A 16,185-nucleotide genomic window follows, 5' to 3' on the forward strand; every position below is an offset into this window, starting at 1 on the left:
GTCCTTCAATTCAAATCCTGCACCTGTTAACAGCCGCGATGCCGAATGAAAGGAGCGGATTGCCGCAGTCGGTCCGGTGCGGGCGCTACAGCAGGCGCGCCAGAAATCCCGCCAGATCGTCGGTATGGTGGTGGATGTGATCGGCCCGATGCGGATCGGGGGCCACGTGAACGGTGCGCATGCCCATGTCATGCGGGGCGGCGAGGTTGCGGGGATCATCCTCGAACATCGCGGAGGTCGCGGGTGTCAGGCCATCCTGTGCAAAGATCGTCTCGAATGCCTTGCGCTCGGGTTTGGGCAGAAATCCTGCATTTTCAACGCCATAGATCGCATCGAACAGCCCCGAAAGCCCGCGCCGGTCCAGCACCCGTTCGGCATAGGGCGCGCTGCCGTTGGTGTAGACGATCCGCCGCCCCGGCAGGCGGGTGATCCGCGCGGCCAGGTCGGGATCGGGGTCGATATGGGTCATGTCGATGTCATGCACCGCAATCAGATAGGGGTGCGGATCGATGTCATGTTCGCGCATCAGCCCGGCCAGCGTGGTGCCATGGGTCCGCCAGTAGTGGTCGCGCAGATGGTTGGCATGGGCATGGTCCACGCCCAGCGTGTCCATCACATATTGCGTCATCCGCACCTCGATCTGGTCGAACAGGCGCGCCTGCGGCGGGTACAGCGTGTTGTCCAGATCAAAGACCCAGGACTGCACATGGGTGAAATCATCGCGTGGCATGTTGCGGTGATACTGCGGCGGCGCGCCGCGCACAAGATCGGTGGCTTGATTGCGCGGGCCAGTCAGGGCTAATCTTGCGCGGTTGACCCAAGGAGCGCCGCATGTCCGACCCGAAGCCTGTTCAGAAAGATGCCTATAGTCTGATACTTGAGGCGATAGACAGTGGTGTCTACCGGCCCGGTGACCGGCTGGTCGAAAGCGAGCTGGCCGACAGGTTCGGCGTGTCGCGCACGCCGATCCGCGAGGCGCTGCAACGGTTGGAAACCCAATCGCTGCTGACGCGGGATGGCCGGTCGCTGATCGTCGCGTCGCTGGATCACAACCAACTGTCCGAGCTTTACGTGGTGCGCGCCGAGCTTGAAGGTTTGGCCGCGCGTCTTGCCGCCCGCCACGCCACCGAGGAGGAGATCCGCGTGCTGCGCGACCTGGTCGAGGATGACCGTGCGCTGATCAACAAACCCTCGGCCTTGAGCCGCGCCAACCGCCGCTTTCACAAGCAGATCCATCTGGCCAGTCACAACCGCTATCTGGTGCAGCAACTGGACCTGGTGCACCGATCGATGGCGCTGATGGCGACAACCTCGATCGCAGCAGAGGGGCGCGGGCATGACACGATCGAAGAGCATGACGCCATCGTGACGGCGATCGCCAACAGGGACGAGCAGACCGCCTATCAGGCGCTCAAGGATCATATATCACGGGCGTTCGTGACCCGGCTCAAGCTGGATTCCGGGGCGATCAGGCGGGTGGAATAGTTCGTGCGGCCGCAAGGGCAGGGACAGGCCATGCTCGGTCTTGTCCCAGTAGAATGGCGTGGCCACCAGTTCCCACAGCGCCTTGTAGGCGGCGATGCAGCCCAGCGGGAAATACAGGTGCAAGACCGGCACCCACGGGATGAGGTGCCGGTGTCCGGGTCCGCGCACGGCATAAAGCGCTGCCGCCATCGTCAGCACCTCGACCGCCAGAAACAGCTTGCCCATGCCCAGCAACAGATCGCGGCTCAGCACCTGTTCCAGGGGATGTGTGAAACCCAGCGGGATCAGCCAGAACGACCACAACAGCGGCGCCAGCAGGAATTGCGACAGCGCCGTGATGAAATGGGTCTGCATGCCAAGGAATTTCCACCACCCCATCTGTCGTTGCAGCAGGCGCGGGCGGCGCATGTGCACCATCCATGTCACCATGTACCCCTTGAGCCAGCGCGAGCGTTGCTTGACCCAGGGCCAGAGGTGGCAATTCGCCTCTTCGCCGGTGGTGGTGGCGATCATCTCGGTGCGGTAGCCGTGGCGCGCAAGGCGAAAGCCCAGATCGGCATCTTCGGTCACGTTATGGGCGTCCCAGCCGCCCAGGCGTTCCAGGGCGTCACGACGGAAAAACAGCGTGGTGCCGCCCAGCGGAATGGCAAAGCCGAGCTGCGCCATACCGGGCAGCATGACGCGGAACCAGGTGGCGTATTCGATGGTGAAACAGCGCGCGATCCAGGTCTGGCGCGGGTTGTAGTAATCCAGCACGCCCTGCAGGCAGACCACATCCTCGGGCGCGGTGGCAAACCGGGCCGCGACGCGGTCGATCTGGTCGGGGGCGGGGGCATCCTCGGCATCCCATATCCCGATGATGTCGCCTTGGCAGAAATCCAGCGCATAGTTCATCGCACGCGGTTTCGTGCGGGGCTGGCCATCGGGCACGACGATCACCCGCATCCAGCGGGGCAGAATGCTGCGCTCCAGCACCTCGCGGGTCAGGGCGTCGGTTTCTTCCAGCACCAGCACAACGTCCAGCAGCGCCTTGGGATAGGTCAGCCGCGACAGCCGTTCGACCAGAACGGTGGCAACATGACGTTCGCGATACAGTGGCACGAGGACCGAGACGCGCGGCAAGGTCCGGTCCGGCGGGGGGATCGGCGGTTGCGGTTGGTGCGGGCGGGTGACAAATGCCAGCACGGCGGCGGTTTTGTGAAGTGCAGCCACCAGCAGGGTGAAGCTGGCCCACAGCACGAGCAGGGTAAAGGCCTGCACCGGAAAGACGATCATCAACGCTGCGCAGAGCGCCAGCGCCAGCAGCGTCAGCACGATGCGCCTTTTGCCTGCATGCCCCCAACTGCGACAGCTTTCCGCCATAGGCACACGGGCGGCAGCGGCGGCGGTCAGGGCCGGGCGGGCAAGGTCGGCAACGCAGCCCTGCAAGGCAACCTCGGTTCCCAGCACAATGGGAGCGTCGGCCCATGGCGCGGGCAGGTCAGCGCGGATCTGCGCCAAGCGATCCGGGCGCGCTACTGCCAGCAAACACCGACCCGTGGTATCGCGCACCGGCAGGATGGCGTGTTTCAGACAGGTTTGCGTGCCAATATGCGCCAGCGCATCCGCATCCGCACGGTGCAACGCGGGATCATAAAGCGGCACGCCCAGCCAGTCGGCTTGCGCTGCCAGCAGCGTGTCAGGGTCAATGGCACCTTCGGTCAGCAGCACCTCGGGCAGGGTGGCATCCTGTTGGCGCTGCGCACCCTGTGCGGTCAGCAGCACGACCGATGACACAAGCCCGCGCAGCCGCAGATGCTCGGCCAGGCTGCGCGCCCCGACGGGCACCGCTGGTTCCTGATCAAAGACTTTCTGATCGAGCTCTGTCACCCGCTCTCTCCTTGCCCTGCCGACAGGGCTAGAGAGAGAGCGTTAAACTTCGGTTAATTCGGGTGTATTTCAAACCGGATCGCGCCGGTTGAAAGCTTCAGACCGGCTTGCGCGCCTGCATCGACGCGGCAAACCGTTCAAACAGGTAAAAGCTGTCCTGCGGGCCGGGGCTGGCCTCGGGATGGTATTGCACCGAGAATACCGGGCGATCGGCCAGACGCAGCCCGCAATTGCTGCCGTCGAACAGCGACACATGGGTTTCGCGCACGCCCTCGGGCAGGGTCTGGCTGTCCACCGCGAAACCGTGGTTCATGCTGGTGATTTCCACCTTGCCGGTTTCCATGTCCTTGACGGGATGGTTGGCACCGTGGTGGCCGTGATTCATCTTGATCGTGCGCGCCCCCAGCGCCAGCGCCAGCATCTGGTGGCCAAGGCAGATGCCGAAAACCGGCAGATCGGTGCGGTCAAGCACGTCGCGGATCATCGGCACAGCATAGGCCCCGGTGGCCGCCGGATCGCCGGGGCCGTTGGACAGGAACACGCCATCGGGCGCATGGGCCAGCACCTCGTCAGCGGTGGCACTTGCCGGCAGCACGGTCACATCGCAGCCCGCACTGGCCAGACAGCGCAGGATGTTGCGCTTGGCCCCGTAATCCACGGCGACAACCTTGTATTTCGCCTCGGTCTGCGGCGCATAGCCTTGGGGCCAGGCCCACCGCATCTCGTTCCAGCGATAGGATTGCGCGCAGGTGACATCCTTTGCCAGATCCAGCCCTTCGAGCCCGGGAAAGGCGCGGGCGCGGGCGACCAGCTTTTCGACGTCGAAATTACCGTCGGGGTTGTGTTCCAGCGCGACATGCGGCGCGCCCTGCTGCCGGATCGCGCGGGTCAGGCGGCGGGTGTCGACGCCACCGATGGCGATGCGCCCGCGCCGGGCCAGCCAGTCGCCCAGCGGTTCCGCCGCGCGCCAGTTGCTGGGGTGGGTCGGATCCCATTTCACCACCATGCCGGCGGCCACCGGATCGGCGGTTTCATCGTCATCGGGGTTCACGCCCACATTGCCGATATGCGGAAAGGTGAAGGTCACGATCTGCCCGGCATAGGACGGGTCGGTCATGATTTCCTGATAGCCGGTCATCGCGGTGTTGAAACACAGTTCGGCCTGCGTCTGCCCAGTCGCGCCAAATCCGCGCCCGTAGAACAGCGTGCCATCCGCCAGGGCAAGGCAGGCAGTGGGGCGGGGTGACGTGGTCATTGGGAATCCTCCGGGCGGCCAAATTGAGTGGGTGGTAGGCCCATGGCCCATTGGGGTCAAGGGCCAAGCGCGGTTGTCAGCGGGTGCGTTTACCCCTATCTGGCATGCCTGAGGTCAAACCCAAGGGACGCGACGCAAAATGGATATGAAAGACCGGATCAGCACGGCGCTGAAACAGGCGATGCGGGACAAGGCGGCGGATCGCCTGTCGACCCTGCGACTGATCAATGCCGCCATCAAGGATCGCGAGATCGCCGCGCGCGGCGACGGCGAAGAGGGCGGCGTGGGCGATGCCGAGGTGCTGGCGATCCTTGGCAAGATGGCCAAGCAGCGTCAGGAAAGCGTGCGGGCCTACGAAGAAGGCGGGCGGCTGGATCTGGCCGAAAGCGAGCGCGCCGAGATCGCCGTGATCGAGGAATTCCTGCCCCGGCAGTTGACCGATGCCGAAGTGGCAAAAGCCATCGATACGGCCATCGCGGATCTGGGCGCCGAGTCGATCCGCGACATGGGCAAGGTGATGGGCGCGCTGAAGGCCAAGTATACCGGCCAGATGGATTTCGGCCGCGTCGGCCCGATGGTCAAGGACCGGCTGAGCACGTGACCTTGCATTCAGCCGGGCGGATCATCCGCGGCTTCAGTTGATCTGCGCGCGCAGATCTTGCAGGTGGGCGGGCAGGTCGCGGGCGCTGATCGTGGCCTCGCGCACCAGCTGGTCGAAATGCAGCACAAAGGCCTGCACCCGGGTTGAATCGCGAAAGGCCAGATAGTTGCGCCCGACATAAAGCACCGCCAGAAGCGGGCCAAAAACGGTGATCGGCGCCGAGTACAGCCGCCGCGCATCGAACAGGTACAGGCGCAGCCGCGGATAGAACTGATCGTACAAAGCCAAGATGCGGTCGATCTGATCGCGGCGGGCTTGGGCGCCCAGACCGCGGTAATACCCCTCGGCGCGGGCGAAGCTGTCGATCTCGAACAGGGGCAGGGCGATCTCATAGTCGGAATGCGCCCCGCGCATCCAGGTCAACCGGTCCTCGGAGGCACCGATGGCCTGTTCCGTGGTGCGGCCCAGATGGGGGCTGTATTCCCATTCCAGCACGGCGCGGGTTTTCAGCATGTCGGGCAATCCCGCGGGCACGTGCCGGATCTTGTAGCCCGCAGCCTCGCGGTGCCATGCAAATATCTGCTCGTCCACCAAAGCGCGCGGCGCCTCGGTCAGGGTCAGCGAATTGGCGAGCAGGTCCGCGGCACTTTCGGGGCGGTCCGACAGCGACAGCAGCCAATCGGCCGAGACCCCCAGCGCGCTGGCGCATTCCCCCACCACCTGCGCATTGGGCAGCCGCGCGCCTGTGCCCTTGAGCAGTTGCGACACTGTCGAGCGATCGACCCCGATGGCGCGGGCCAGTGCGCTTTGGGTCATGTCGATGCGTGCCATGCCCTGGGTCAGGCGGCTGCGGAACTGCGTGGCGCGCAGGCGCTTGTCGATTTTCTCGGTCATATGGTGATAGTTATCACCAATAGACGGATTTGTTAATCATTTTCGGACTGCCAGATACCCGGCGCACCGCGTAACCCTTTGTAAAGGCAAAAACCGGAAGGGATTACATGAACGACGCGACGCGCGTTGAACGGGTCGGGCTGCGCCATGCAGACCGGGTGGAATGGCCCACGCTGGCGCTGCTGGTGCTGTGCTACGGGGCTTGGGCGGCTGGCACCACATGGGTGGCGGGCTGGTGGCTGCCCGGCGGGATTGTTTTGGTCACGCTGGCGGCGGCGCTGCATTCATCGCTGTGCCACGAGGCGCTGCATGGTCATCCGTTCCGGGCGGCGTGGCTGAATACGGCGGCGGTGTTTCCCGCGCTGTCGCTGCTGATCCCTTACGGGCGGTTCCGCGACACGCATCTGGCGCATCACCATGACGAGATCCTGACCGACCCCTATGATGATCCCGAAACCAACTTTCTCGATCCGGTGGTCTGGGCCCGGCTGCGCGGATGGCAGCGGGGGCTTTTGCGCGCCAACAACACCTTACTGGGGCGGATGGTGCTGGGGCCCGCCATCGGGCAGGTGATGTTCATGGCGGGCGACTGGCGGCTGATCCGCGCGGGGGCGCCGGGGGTTCTGGCGGCCTGGCTGTGGCATATTCCGGCGGTGGCGCTGGTGCTGGGCTGGGTTCTGAGTGTGGGGCAAATGCCGGTCTGGGCGTTTCTGCTGGCCAGCTATGCGGCGCTGTCACTGCTGAAGATCCGCACTTTTCTGGAACATCGCGCCCATGACCGTGCCCGCGCCCGCACCGTCATCATCGAGGATCGCGGCCCGCTGGCGTGGCTGTTTCTGAACAACAACCTGCACGTGGTGCATCACATGCATCCGCGCGTGCCTTGGTACAAGCTGCCTGCGCTGTATCGTCGACACCGGGCGCATTATCTGCGGCGCAATCAGGCTTATCTGTATCGCTCTTACGCGCAGGTCATCGCGGCCTACCTGTTTCGCGCCAAGGATCCGGTGCCACACCCCCTCTGGCGCAGGGGGTAGATCCGGGGCACAAGGGCGCGCATGGAACCCTGGGTCTGGATCACATTCTGCGCCGCAGCTTTTCAGACGGTGCGCTTCATGCTGCAAAAGCAACTGTCGGCTGTCGCGCTGACGGCGGCGGGGGCGACGTTTGCGCGCTTCATCTATTCCGCGCCGCTGGTTCTGTTGCTGCTGCCGCTCTACCTCTGGGCCAGCGCACAGGCGATGCCCGCGCTGTCGGTGGCGTTCTGGGTATATGCGATGATCGGCGGGCTGGCGCAGATCCTGGCGACGGTCTGTGTCGTGGCCCTGTTCAAGCGGCGCAATTTCGCGGTCGGCATCACCTTCAAGAAAACCGAAGTGGTGCAGACCGCCGCCGTGGGCCTGATCGTGCTGGGCGAGGGGGTGAGTTTCGGCGCGCTGATGGCGATCCTGCTGGGATTGGCCGGTGTCCTGGTGCTGTCGGACATGCCCGAGATCGACGGCAACTGGCGTAAGCGGGTGATGAACCGCGCCGCCGGGCTGGGCCTGCTGTCGGGTGTGCTGTTCGCGGTGTCGGGGGTGACCTATCGCGGCGCATCGCTGGAACTGGCCAGCGACGACCCGGGCCTGCGCGCGCTGGTGACTCTGGCAGTGGTCGCCACCGCGCAGATGCTGGCGCTGGGGGTCTGGCTGCTGTGGCGCGAGCCGGGGCAGGTGGGCCGGGTGCTGGCGGCGCACAGGGTGGCCAAGTGGATCGGGCTGTCGTCGATGGCGGGCAGCCTGTGCTGGTTTACCGCCTTCACCTTGCAAAATGCGGCCTATGTGAACGCGGTAGGGCAGGTCGAGCTGGTGTTTTCGCTGATCGTGTCAACGCTGGTCTTTGGCGAGCGGCTGACCGTGAAAGAGGCCGCCGGCATCGCGCTGGTCACCGGAAGCGTTCTGGCCCTGATCCTGCTGGTCTGAGCTATTTGTAGTCGTGCTTGCGCCCGGTCAGGGGGCCGACGCCGCCCAGCCGCAAAAACAGGCTTTCCTCTTCGTTGTTGCGAAAGAACGGCACGCTGACCGGTGGTTCGGGATCATGGGCGCGGGCCGCAACCTCGGCCAGCACCACCTCGGTGATGAAGGGCAGGTCGAACTGGCGCACGCGCGGCAGCGGTATCCATTGCAGATGCGAAAGCTCGTCGCAGGCGGCGGAAAAATCATCCAGATCGCTGGCCACCTCATCGGCGTCGATCAGGAAGAACCGCGCGTCGAACCGGCGCGGACGGCCCGGCGGCGTGACCGCACGGAACACGAATTGCAGCGGATGCGCGGCTGGCAGATGGCCGGTGTCGGCGAAAGTAGTCCAATCGGGGGGCACATCGCCCGTCCATGCGCCGGGCTGTCCCAGCACCAGTCCGGTTTCCTCCCACAGCTCGCGGATGGCGGCGGCGGACAGGGCACCGATCATGTCTGCATCCGCATCCTCGGCCAGGCGCGCGCGGCACACCTCGGGCACCTGCGTGGCCAGCGGGATCTGCGCATCGCCGGCATCCACGGCACCACCGGGAAACACGAACTTGTTGGGCATGAAGGCCGCTTTTTCCCCCCGTTGCCCCATCAGCACGTGCGGATCGTCAAAGCGATTGCGCAGCACGATCACCGTCGAGGCATGTCGGATAGCGGATTTGTCGATGGTCATAGGCGTCCCCAGTGGCGGGGCGGTTCAGCCGGGTTCGGCGAACCCATGCAAGTGCCGGGCCCATTGAAACCCGATCATCGCCCCTTTCAGTCTGGGCAGAAGGTAGAGGGACAGACCGACGCAGCCAATAGCGAATATGGTAAAAAGCACCAAAGGTTCGGGACGGAACTGCACGAAGACGATATGCAAAAGCGGGGCCATCAGGTGGCCGACGATCAGAATGGTCAGATAGGCGGGGCCGTCATCGGCGCGGTGATGGTGCAGTTCCTGCCGGCACACGGAACATTCGCGGCGCACGCTGAGATACCCCTTGAGCAGGGGACCATTGCCGCAGTTGGGGCATTTCATGCGCCAGCCCTTGCGGATCGCAGTCCACGTCTCTCTCTGGTCCGGTTGATCGGTCATGCTGTATCTCCTGCGAGCAGACAAGCCTGCACCATGGCGCAAGGGCTCGGCAGGTGAAAGGGGGGGCGATGGTCTTGCGTCGCGATGTCGCGTGAAATCCTGCGTCATGCGTCGCACTGCCGGTTTTTGCGACGGAAGCCGCGTCTTCTCGCGTTTGACCCCTCAGAACCGGGCAGAACAGCCCGGTCGAGGCAAAAACGGAGAACCCAGATGAAACCTGCATTCCTTATCCCCGCGCTAGGTGCGCTGATTGTCGCCGGATCGGTGGCCGCTGCCGGTCCGATGGGTGGCATGGGCCGCGCCGAGGGGCCGCGCATCGACTTTGACGCGATGGATACCGATGGCGACGGCAAGCTGACCCGCACCGAGATCGAGGCACGCGCCAGGGAGCGTTTTGACGCTGCCGACACCGATGGCGACGGCGCGCTGAGCGTCGAAGAGATGGTCGCCGCGGCGCAGGTCCGGGCCGCCGAGCGCGCGACCGAGCGTCATGCCCGCATGCTGGAATGGCGTGACCGCGATGGCGATGGCAAGCTGAGCTTTGACGAGATGGGCGGCAATCGCATGGCCCGCAGGATGGAGCGCGCCGATACAGACGGTGACGGTGCTGTCAGCGAGGATGAGATGGCGCAGATGCGCGAAAAGATGGGCAAACGCGGCGGGCGCGACGGCATGCGCGGCCATCGCCATGGAAATCACAACGGTCGCGACTGACGCGACAGGGGCCGTGCCCGACGCGGTGCGGCCCCGATTGTGCTTTGAACCACGGCAGGCTAGGCCCGACAGGTGATGATCATGCCGCTTGACGCCCTTGATAACGTGCCCGACGAGGCGTTGCTGGTGCTGTTCGCCAATGGCGATACGGCAGCGGCGCGGGTGCTGACGCTGCGGCTGACACCCCGGGTCATGGCGCATGCGTATCGTCTGTTGGGCGAGAGGGCCGAGGCCGAGGATGTCGCGCAGGAGGCGATGATGCGCCTGTGGCGCATCGCCCCCGACTGGCGGCAGGGCGAGGCGCAGGTGACCACCTGGCTGTATCGCGTGGTGGCGAACCTGTGCACCGATCGCCTGCGACGGCGGCGCGGGGTGGATATCGACAGCGTGCCGGAACCCGTCGATCCGGCGGCGGGTGCGGAACAGGGACTGCTGGAGCAGGCCCGCGCCGACGCGTTGCAGACCGCGCTGGCGCAGTTGCCCGACCGGCAGCGACAGGCGGTGGTGCTGCGCCATATAGACGGGTTGGGGAATCCGCAGATCGCCGAGATCATGGAGATCGGCGTCGAGGCGGTGGAATCCCTGACCGCACGGGGAAAGCGGGCGCTGAGCGCGGCATTGGCCGGGCGCAAAGAGGATTTGGGGTATGGCGATGACTGACAAGGACAGGATGGATCGTGATCTGGCGGGGCTCTTTGATGCAGCACGGCGGGCCGCGCCCGAGCCGTCGCCCGATCTGCTGGCTCGGGTGCTGGCGGATGCACAGGCGGTGCAGGCCGAACAGGCCGCGCCCACGCCCGCCCGGTCGCCCAGCCGGGTGACGCGCTGGCGTCAATTCGTCGACACTCTGGGCGGCTGGCCCGCGATGGCCGGGCTGGTCAGCGCCGGGGTGGCGGGGCTGTGGCTGGGCATCAACCCGCCCGAGGTTCTGTCGGCGCTGCCGCTGGCCGGGTTCGGCACCTCGGATGGCGCGCTGATTGGCATGATGCCGGGCGTCGAACTGGACCTGCTGGCGTATGAGGAAGGATAAGCCATGGCCGATACCGAAACACCCAAGGCGCCGCGCATGAAGCTGTGGCTGCGCGGGCTGCTGTTTGCCTCGCTGGCGCTGAATCTGGCGGTGGTCGGGGTGGTCGCCGGTGCGATCTGGCGTCACGATGGCGATGACGAAAGGCGGCGCGGCCCGCGTGCCGATCACGTCAGCCTCGCCTATATCCGCGCCCTCAGCGATGAGGACAAGCGCGCGATCCGCACGGCGATGCGCGCCGAGATGCCCGACCGGGATGTCTTGCGCGCGCAGCTTCGCGACAGTTTCAACCCGGTTCTTGACGCGCTGCGCCGCGAAACCATCGACCGCGACGGGCTGGCCGGGTTGCTGGAGGCGCAGTTCGAGCAGGGCGCAGAGGCGCGGATGCGGGCGCGCGGCCTGATGCTGGACCGGCTGGCGGGCATGAGCCTGGAAGACCGCCGCGCCTTTGCCGACCGGCTGGAGCAGGAGTTGGACAGCATGGACCGGCGCGGCAAGACACGCGACGGCAAGACCGGGGGCAACGACCGATAGGCCCGCGCACTGGTCAGGCTGCCGTGATCAGGCCGCCGTCTGCCTTGCCAGCGTCACCGTGTTGCGCCCGCCGGTCTTGGCGCTGTAGAGCGCGCGGTCGGCCTGCGCCAGCAGCGCCTCGGGCGCGCGTGTGGCATCCCTGACCCTGTCCATCGCAAGACCGACGCTGATCGTCTGACGCAGGGGGGTGGGGCAGCCCGGCACCATGATCGGCGCATCCCCCACGGCCCGGCACAGCGCGCTTGCGGCGGCCTTGGCCTGGGTGCAGGTGCCGCGCGGGGCGGCGATCAGGAATTCTTCGCCGCCGATGCGGGCCAGCAGATCGCCGGGGCGCAGCGCCACGCGCAGACGCGCGGCCACCTGCTGCAAAACTGCATCGCCCACTGCATGGCCGTGGCTGTCATTCACCACCTTGAAGTGATCCAGATCGGCGATCATCACCGCCAGACCCTGCCTGCGCGCGCGTGCCTCTTGTGCCATGCGGGCCAGTTGCGGCAGGGCGTAGCGGCGATTGTAAAGCCCGGTCAGCGGATCGGTGACGGCGGCGCGCAGGCCGTCGTGCACCGTGTCGCGGAGCCGATCCGCGCGGTGCTTGGCCGCGATCAGCCGGTTGAGCCTCAGGTCGAGTTCGGTCGCGGGCAGGGCCGCGATGGCGACGTCATGGGCCCCGCGTTCCAGCGCGTCAGCCATCAGCGGGTCATCCCTGTCGGGCACCAGCGCCATGATTGCCATCGCGCGGGTTTCGGGCTGCGCGCGCAGCCCGGAAATCAGGTGCAGTGCGGGATCGTCGGGCCGCCCTGTCAGCAGGACCAGACCCAGATCAGGCGCGCCGCCATCGGGCAGCGCGCGCATCAGGTGCGGCCCGTCGAGCACGGCCACGCTGTGCCCCATCCGGGCGTTGAGCGATGCGCGCAGCCCCGCCGCCGCCGCGCCATCCGCCCCCATCACCGCGATGCGGGCGGCATACTGGAACATCTGCGCAGGTTCGGCCAGACCCAGGGCGCGGGTCGATCCCTCGCGCAGGCGCAATTCCTCAAGACCTTCACTGGCGCGGAGCAGGCAGCGGATGCGCGCCAGCAGCAGGCTGTCGTTGACCGGGCGTTCCAGCACCGCATCGGCCCCGGCCTGCAAGGCATCGATGCGCAGCGTGGTGGCATGCGCGGGTGTGATCATCACGATCGGCAGTTCCCCCGCAGTATGTCGTGCCCTGATGGAACCGCACAGCGCCAGCCCCGACATGTCGCGCAGTTCCGGCGCAATCACCGCCAGCGCCGCGCCGCCATCGGCCAGTTGCGCCAGCGCCTCGGCCCCGGTTCCGGCCAGTACGGTGTCGTAGAACGCCGAGGCCAGCCGCGCCCGCATCACGATGCGGTTTATGGGAAGCGGATCAACGACCAGAATTCGGGCGGGCATGCGGGCAACCTGTCTCTTGCAATTTCCATGCCGTCAGTTTTTATGGCGAGAGGTTAAGAAAACCTTTCCGGGAAAGTTCGAATTTGTCCTACACGCAGGAATCCGCCGAAACGCTGGCCCTGACGGCCCTTGGCTGGCTGGCAGGAAACGAGGACCTGCTGCCGGTCTTCATGGGGGCCAGCGGGCTGTCCGAGGATGATCTGCGCGCGCGCGCCGCCGATCCCGAATTTCTGGGCGCGGTGCTGGATTTCCTGATGATGGACGATGCGTGGGTGATGCAGTTCTGTGACGAAACCGCGACGGCTTATGCTGCGCCGGGGCAGGCGCGCGCGGCCCTGCCGGGCGGCGAGCAGGTCCACTGGACCTGACGGTCAGAGTATCAAAGCGTTTTCAATGGCGTCCCTGCGTCGCCGCGCAGTTTGGTCAGCAGGCGTTTCAACTCGTCTTCTTCGCCCGGGTCCAGTTGCGCGGCCATGATGGCGGCATTTTCGCGCGCAAAGGGCGTGGCGGTCTGGATCGCGCGGCTGCCCCTGGCGGTCAGCGCAACGCGGCGCGTGCGCCTGTCGTCGGTACCGGACGAGCGCGCCAGCAGCCCGTCGTCCTCCATCGCGCGCAGGGCACGGCTGGTGGCGGTGCGGTCGATGCCGACGAAGTCGGCGATGTCGGAGGGCTGGCTCAGCCCCTCGTTCCCGACGGCCAGCAGGATGCACCAAGTCGTGCGTGTCAGGCCCAGCGTGCGCAGCTGCTCATCCAGCCGCCGTTCCTGCAGCCGCGCGGCGACGGACAGGTGATAGCCAAGCGATTTGTGCAGGCGATAGGGCATGGTGTCGGTCATGCGCTCAAATGCGAGGCAACGGGGTGGAAAGTCAAGCAAGGGGGCTTGCGATGGCGGCGGGCACGGGCCACGGTCGCGGCGGATTGCGCAGGGGGCAGGCATGGATATTCGCGGCATCATCTTTGACAAGGACGGCACCCTGTTCGATTTCGGGGCAACCTGGAATGGCTGGGCCGCCGGCGTCATCGCCGAGCTGTCGGGCGGTGACCCGGATCTGGCACAGGCGTTGGCTGATGCCGCGCGTTTCGATCTTGCAGGCGGTGTGTTTCAGCCCGACAGCCCGGTGATCGCCGGCACCGCGCGCGAGGCGGCGGAGTGTCTGGCCAGTGCGCTGCCCGGGCGCGATGTGGATCAGATCGAGGCGCTGCTGAACGCCAAGGCGGCGCTGGCCCCGCTGGCCCCGGCGGTGCCGCTGGACCCGTTCCTGACCGCGCTGGTGGCGCGGGGGCTGCGGCTGGGGGTGATGACCAATGACAGCGAATATGCCGCCCATGCCCATCTGCGCGCGGTGGGGGTTACCGCGCATTTCGATTTCATCGCCGGATTTGACAGCGGCCATGGCGCGAAACCCGCACCGGACCCTCTGCTGGCCTTTGCAACCGCGATGGCGCTGGCCCCGGAGACGGTGGTGATGGTGGGCGACAGCACCCATGACCTGGTCGCCGGGCGCGCGGCGGGCATGCACACGCTGGGCGTTCTGACCGGCATGGCGGGCGTGGACGAGCTTGCGCCCTTTGCCGACGCGGTGCTGCCGGACATTGGCCATATCCCCGGCTGGCTGGACGCCTGAGGCGGCGCATCCCTGTCTGAATCCGACGCAATCCGTCGCGATCCGGCAGGATCGGCGCGGGACTGCGTGGTCTGCTGATCCCCAGATCAGGGACAGGAGCGCAAGCCATGGCGGACGGTGCAGACCCCACACGCAGAAAACGCGGAGGCGGACGGGCGGGCAACGCGGCGCGGCGCGGAACGGCGGTGATCGAGCAGTCGCCCTGGCGCTTGCCGGTCAACATCGACCGCCCCACCGAACCCCTGACCGGGGAGGGGATCGAGGCGATCCACAACGCGGCCATGGTCATCCTCGAAGAGATCGGGATCGAGTTCCTGAACGCCGAGGCACTGGAGATCATGCGCGAGGCGGACTGCACCATCGACGGCGAGAACGTGCGCATGGGGCGCGATTTCGTGATGGAGATGATCGGCCGCGCGCCGTCGCAATTCACCATCACCCCGCGTAATCCCGACCGGCAGATCACGCTGGGCGGCAATCATATCCTGTTCGGCAACGTGTCCTCGCCGCCGAATTACTGGGATATGGAACTGGGCCGCAAGCTGCCCGGCACGCGCGAAATGTGCCGCAACCTGCTCAAGCTGACGCAGTATTTCAACTGCATCCATTTTGCCGGCGGCTATCCGGTGGAACCTGTGGATATCCATGCCAGCGTGCGCCACCTGGATGTTCTGTATGACAAGCTGACGCTGACCGACAAGGTGATGCACGCCTACTCCCTCGGGCCCGCGAGGGTCGAGGATGTGATGGAGATGGTGCGCATCGCCGGTGGCCTGAGCCATGACGAGTTCGATGCCACGCCGCACATGTACACCAACATCAACTCGACCTCGCCGCTGAAACATGACGAGCCGATGCTGGATGGCTGGATGCGGCTGGCGCGGCGCGGACAGGGGCTGGTGGTGACGCCCTTCACGCTGGCGGGCGCGATGGCCCCGGTGACCATGGCCGGTGCCGTTGCGCAATCGCTGGCCGAGGCGCTGTGCGCGATCGCGCTGGCGCAATACATCAAGCCGGGTGTGCCCTGCGTGATCGGCACTTTCACCAGCAACGTCGACATGAAATCTGGCGCGCCCGCGTTCGGCACGCCGGAATACATGCGCGCCACCCAGATGACCGGACAGATGGCGCGGTTCTATGGCCTGCCGCTGCGGTCATCGGGCGTTTGCGCGGCGAATGTGCCCGACGGTCAGGCGATGTGGGAGACCTCCAACAGCCTGTGGGCAGCAGTGCAGTCGGGCAGCAACATGGTCTATCACGCCGCCGGATGGCTGGAGGGCGGGCTGATCGCCAGCCCCGAGAAATTCGTGATGGACTGCGAGGTGATCCAGCAGATCCAGCGATATCTTGAGCCGGTGATCTGCGACACCTCGCCCGATGCGCTGGCGCTGGACGCGATCCGCGAAGTCGGCCCGGGCGGTCATTTCTTTGGCACGCAACACACGCAGGATCGGTATACATCGGCCTTTTACCAGCCATTCCTGTCGGATTGGCGCAATTTCGAAGGCTGGGAAGCGGCCGGCGCCATCTGGACGCCCGAGCGTGCGCATCGCGTCTACAAGGACATCATCGCCCATTTCGAGGCCCCTCCGATGGACGAGGCCGTTCGCGAGGAATTGTCGGATTTCGTGGCGCGCCGAAAGTTCGAAGGCGGGGCGCCGACGGATTTCTGAGACCCGGAGAT

19 protein-coding genes are annotated in these 16,185 nt (G+C 66.0%); 11 read left to right on the top strand and 8 right to left on the bottom strand.

Annotated elements, in window-relative coordinates:
• Positions 1 to 85: 85 nt before the first annotated feature.
• Positions 86 to 730, bottom strand: coding sequence for a pyrimidine 5'-nucleotidase (locus tag ACFTOW_RS05780; protein ID WP_379913990.1), 645 nt, complete (start codon positions 728 to 730; stop codon positions 86 to 88).
• Positions 731 to 831: 101 nt separating this feature from the next.
• On the opposite strand from ACFTOW_RS05780, the gene ACFTOW_RS05785 reads away from it, so the two are divergent.
• On the top strand, positions 832 to 1,485 hold the full coding sequence (locus tag ACFTOW_RS05785) for a GntR family transcriptional regulator (protein WP_379913992.1): 654 nt from the start codon (positions 832 to 834) through the stop codon (positions 1,483 to 1,485).
• Here the strand turns inward: ACFTOW_RS05785 and ACFTOW_RS05790 are convergent.
• Together ACFTOW_RS05790 and carA are read right to left on the bottom strand one after the other, a co-directional pair.
• On the bottom strand, positions 1,426 to 3,354 hold the full coding sequence (locus tag ACFTOW_RS05790) for a glycosyltransferase (protein ID WP_379913994.1): 1,929 nt from the start codon (positions 3,352 to 3,354) through the stop codon (positions 1,426 to 1,428). The genes ACFTOW_RS05785 and ACFTOW_RS05790 overlap by 60 nt on opposite strands.
• A 97-nt stretch (positions 3,355 to 3,451) precedes the next feature.
• Entirely contained in the window at positions 3,452 to 4,609 is a 1,158-nt protein-coding gene (gene carA, locus ACFTOW_RS05795) for a glutamine-hydrolyzing carbamoyl-phosphate synthase small subunit (RefSeq protein ID WP_379913996.1), read from the bottom strand.
• 139 nt (positions 4,610 to 4,748) lie between these two features.
• Between carA and ACFTOW_RS05800 the strand changes: the two genes are divergently transcribed.
• Positions 4,749 to 5,210, top strand: coding sequence for a GatB/YqeY domain-containing protein (locus ACFTOW_RS05800; protein WP_379913998.1), 462 nt, complete (start codon positions 4,749 to 4,751; stop codon positions 5,208 to 5,210).
• Between the two features lie 33 nt (positions 5,211 to 5,243).
• Here the strand turns inward: ACFTOW_RS05800 and ACFTOW_RS05805 are convergent, their stop codons facing one another.
• Positions 5,244 to 6,104, bottom strand: coding sequence for a helix-turn-helix transcriptional regulator (locus ACFTOW_RS05805; RefSeq protein WP_379914000.1), 861 nt, complete (start codon positions 6,102 to 6,104; stop codon positions 5,244 to 5,246).
• A 107-nt stretch (positions 6,105 to 6,211) separates the two neighbouring features.
• Between ACFTOW_RS05805 and ACFTOW_RS05810 the strand changes: the two genes are divergently transcribed.
• Positions 6,212 to 7,141: a fatty acid desaturase gene (locus ACFTOW_RS05810; RefSeq protein WP_379914002.1), complete on the top strand. Its 930-nt coding sequence runs from the start codon at positions 6,212 to 6,214 to the stop codon at positions 7,139 to 7,141.
• Between the two features lie 21 nt (positions 7,142 to 7,162).
• Complete coding sequence (locus tag ACFTOW_RS05815) at positions 7,163 to 8,065, top strand: EamA family transporter (RefSeq protein ID WP_379914004.1); 903 nt, start codon at positions 7,163 to 7,165, stop codon at positions 8,063 to 8,065.
• Between the two features lies 1 nt (position 8,066).
• Here the strand turns inward: ACFTOW_RS05815 and ACFTOW_RS05820 are convergent, their stop codons facing one another.
• Together ACFTOW_RS05820 and ACFTOW_RS05825 are read right to left on the bottom strand one after the other, a co-directional pair.
• Positions 8,067 to 8,783 carry an NUDIX hydrolase gene (locus ACFTOW_RS05820; protein ID WP_379914006.1) on the bottom strand — a complete coding sequence of 239 codons (717 nt, stop codon included), beginning with the start codon at positions 8,781 to 8,783 and terminating at the stop codon, positions 8,067 to 8,069.
• Positions 8,784 to 8,807: 24 nt separating this feature from the next.
• On the bottom strand, positions 8,808 to 9,188 hold the full coding sequence (locus tag ACFTOW_RS05825; protein WP_379914008.1) for a DUF983 domain-containing protein: 381 nt from the start codon (positions 9,186 to 9,188) through the stop codon (positions 8,808 to 8,810).
• A gap of 210 nt (positions 9,189 to 9,398) precedes the next feature.
• Between ACFTOW_RS05825 and ACFTOW_RS05830 the strand changes: the two genes are divergently transcribed.
• The 4 genes from ACFTOW_RS05830 to ACFTOW_RS05845 all read left to right on the top strand — a co-directional run bounded on the left by ACFTOW_RS05830 (position 9,399) and on the right by ACFTOW_RS05845 (position 11,463).
• Positions 9,399 to 9,902, top strand: coding sequence for an EF-hand domain-containing protein (locus ACFTOW_RS05830; RefSeq protein WP_379914010.1), 504 nt, complete (start codon positions 9,399 to 9,401; stop codon positions 9,900 to 9,902).
• A gap of 75 nt (positions 9,903 to 9,977) precedes the next feature.
• The gene (locus ACFTOW_RS05835; protein ID WP_379914012.1) at positions 9,978 to 10,562 is read left to right on the top strand and encodes an RNA polymerase sigma factor; all 585 of its coding nucleotides are present in this window, start codon (positions 9,978 to 9,980) and stop codon (positions 10,560 to 10,562) included.
• A complete protein-coding gene (locus tag ACFTOW_RS05840; protein WP_379914014.1) occupies positions 10,549 to 10,932 on the top strand; it encodes a hypothetical protein in 384 nt (127 codons plus the stop codon). Before ACFTOW_RS05835 ends, ACFTOW_RS05840 begins: the two co-directional genes overlap by 14 nt.
• A 3-nt stretch (positions 10,933 to 10,935) precedes the next feature.
• Positions 10,936 to 11,463 (top strand): periplasmic heavy metal sensor, encoded by a 528-nt coding sequence (locus tag ACFTOW_RS05845; RefSeq protein WP_379914016.1) that lies wholly within the window; start codon positions 10,936 to 10,938, stop codon positions 11,461 to 11,463.
• A gap of 27 nt (positions 11,464 to 11,490) precedes the next feature.
• On the opposite strand, the gene ACFTOW_RS05850 is transcribed toward ACFTOW_RS05845, so the two are convergent.
• Positions 11,491 to 12,876, bottom strand: coding sequence for a diguanylate cyclase domain-containing protein (locus tag ACFTOW_RS05850; protein WP_379914018.1), 1,386 nt, complete (start codon positions 12,874 to 12,876; stop codon positions 11,491 to 11,493).
• Between the two features lie 83 nt (positions 12,877 to 12,959).
• Between ACFTOW_RS05850 and ACFTOW_RS05855 the strand changes: the two genes are divergently transcribed.
• Complete coding sequence (locus ACFTOW_RS05855) at positions 12,960 to 13,244, top strand: DUF3572 domain-containing protein (protein ID WP_379914020.1); 285 nt, start codon at positions 12,960 to 12,962, stop codon at positions 13,242 to 13,244.
• 11 nt (positions 13,245 to 13,255) lie between these two features.
• Here ACFTOW_RS05855 and ACFTOW_RS05860 read toward each other — a convergent pair whose 3' ends face one another.
• Positions 13,256 to 13,711 carry a MarR family winged helix-turn-helix transcriptional regulator gene (locus tag ACFTOW_RS05860; RefSeq protein WP_379914021.1) on the bottom strand — a complete coding sequence of 152 codons (456 nt, stop codon included), beginning with the start codon at positions 13,709 to 13,711 and terminating at the stop codon, positions 13,256 to 13,258.
• Between the two features lie 100 nt (positions 13,712 to 13,811).
• On the opposite strand from ACFTOW_RS05860, the gene ACFTOW_RS05865 reads away from it, so the two are divergent.
• Together ACFTOW_RS05865 and ACFTOW_RS05870 are read left to right on the top strand one after the other, a co-directional pair.
• Positions 13,812 to 14,501: an HAD family hydrolase gene (locus ACFTOW_RS05865; protein ID WP_379914022.1), complete on the top strand. Its 690-nt coding sequence runs from the start codon at positions 13,812 to 13,814 to the stop codon at positions 14,499 to 14,501.
• Between the two features lie 107 nt (positions 14,502 to 14,608).
• Positions 14,609 to 16,174 carry a trimethylamine methyltransferase family protein gene (locus ACFTOW_RS05870; protein WP_379914024.1) on the top strand — a complete coding sequence of 522 codons (1,566 nt, stop codon included), beginning with the start codon at positions 14,609 to 14,611 and terminating at the stop codon, positions 16,172 to 16,174.
• Positions 16,175 to 16,185: the final 11 nt, after the last annotated feature.

The sequence above is a fragment of the Lacimonas salitolerans genome (genome assembly GCF_042677865.1).
Classification (GTDB): domain Bacteria; phylum Pseudomonadota; class Alphaproteobacteria; order Rhodobacterales; family Rhodobacteraceae; genus Lutimaribacter; species Lutimaribacter salitolerans.

Coding starts and splice junctions, on each gene's coding strand:
- ACFTOW_RS05780 (WP_379913990.1), bottom strand. CDS start 730: ATGCCACGCGATGATTTCACCCATGTGCAGTCCTGGGTCTTTGATCTG.
- ACFTOW_RS05785 (WP_379913992.1), top strand. CDS start 832: ATGTCCGACCCGAAGCCTGTTCAGAAAGATGCCTATAGTCTGATACTT.
- carA (WP_379913996.1), bottom strand. CDS start 4,609: ATGACCACGTCACCCCGCCCCACTGCCTGCCTTGCCCTGGCGGATGGC.
- ACFTOW_RS05800 (WP_379913998.1), top strand. CDS start 4,749: ATGGATATGAAAGACCGGATCAGCACGGCGCTGAAACAGGCGATGCGG.
- ACFTOW_RS05805 (WP_379914000.1), bottom strand. CDS start 6,104: ATGACCGAGAAAATCGACAAGCGCCTGCGCGCCACGCAGTTCCGCAGC.
- ACFTOW_RS05810 (WP_379914002.1), top strand. CDS start 6,212: ATGAACGACGCGACGCGCGTTGAACGGGTCGGGCTGCGCCATGCAGAC.
- ACFTOW_RS05815 (WP_379914004.1), top strand. CDS start 7,163: ATGGAACCCTGGGTCTGGATCACATTCTGCGCCGCAGCTTTTCAGACG.
- ACFTOW_RS05820 (WP_379914006.1), bottom strand. CDS start 8,783: ATGACCATCGACAAATCCGCTATCCGACATGCCTCGACGGTGATCGTG.
- ACFTOW_RS05825 (WP_379914008.1), bottom strand. CDS start 9,188: ATGACCGATCAACCGGACCAGAGAGAGACGTGGACTGCGATCCGCAAG.
- ACFTOW_RS05830 (WP_379914010.1), top strand. CDS start 9,399: ATGAAACCTGCATTCCTTATCCCCGCGCTAGGTGCGCTGATTGTCGCC.
- ACFTOW_RS05835 (WP_379914012.1), top strand. CDS start 9,978: ATGATCATGCCGCTTGACGCCCTTGATAACGTGCCCGACGAGGCGTTG.
- ACFTOW_RS05840 (WP_379914014.1), top strand. CDS start 10,549: ATGGCGATGACTGACAAGGACAGGATGGATCGTGATCTGGCGGGGCTC.
- ACFTOW_RS05845 (WP_379914016.1), top strand. CDS start 10,936: ATGGCCGATACCGAAACACCCAAGGCGCCGCGCATGAAGCTGTGGCTG.
- ACFTOW_RS05850 (WP_379914018.1), bottom strand. CDS start 12,876: ATGCCCGCCCGAATTCTGGTCGTTGATCCGCTTCCCATAAACCGCATC.
- ACFTOW_RS05860 (WP_379914021.1), bottom strand. CDS start 13,711: ATGACCGACACCATGCCCTATCGCCTGCACAAATCGCTTGGCTATCAC.
- ACFTOW_RS05865 (WP_379914022.1), top strand. CDS start 13,812: ATGGATATTCGCGGCATCATCTTTGACAAGGACGGCACCCTGTTCGAT.
- ACFTOW_RS05870 (WP_379914024.1), top strand. CDS start 14,609: ATGGCGGACGGTGCAGACCCCACACGCAGAAAACGCGGAGGCGGACGG.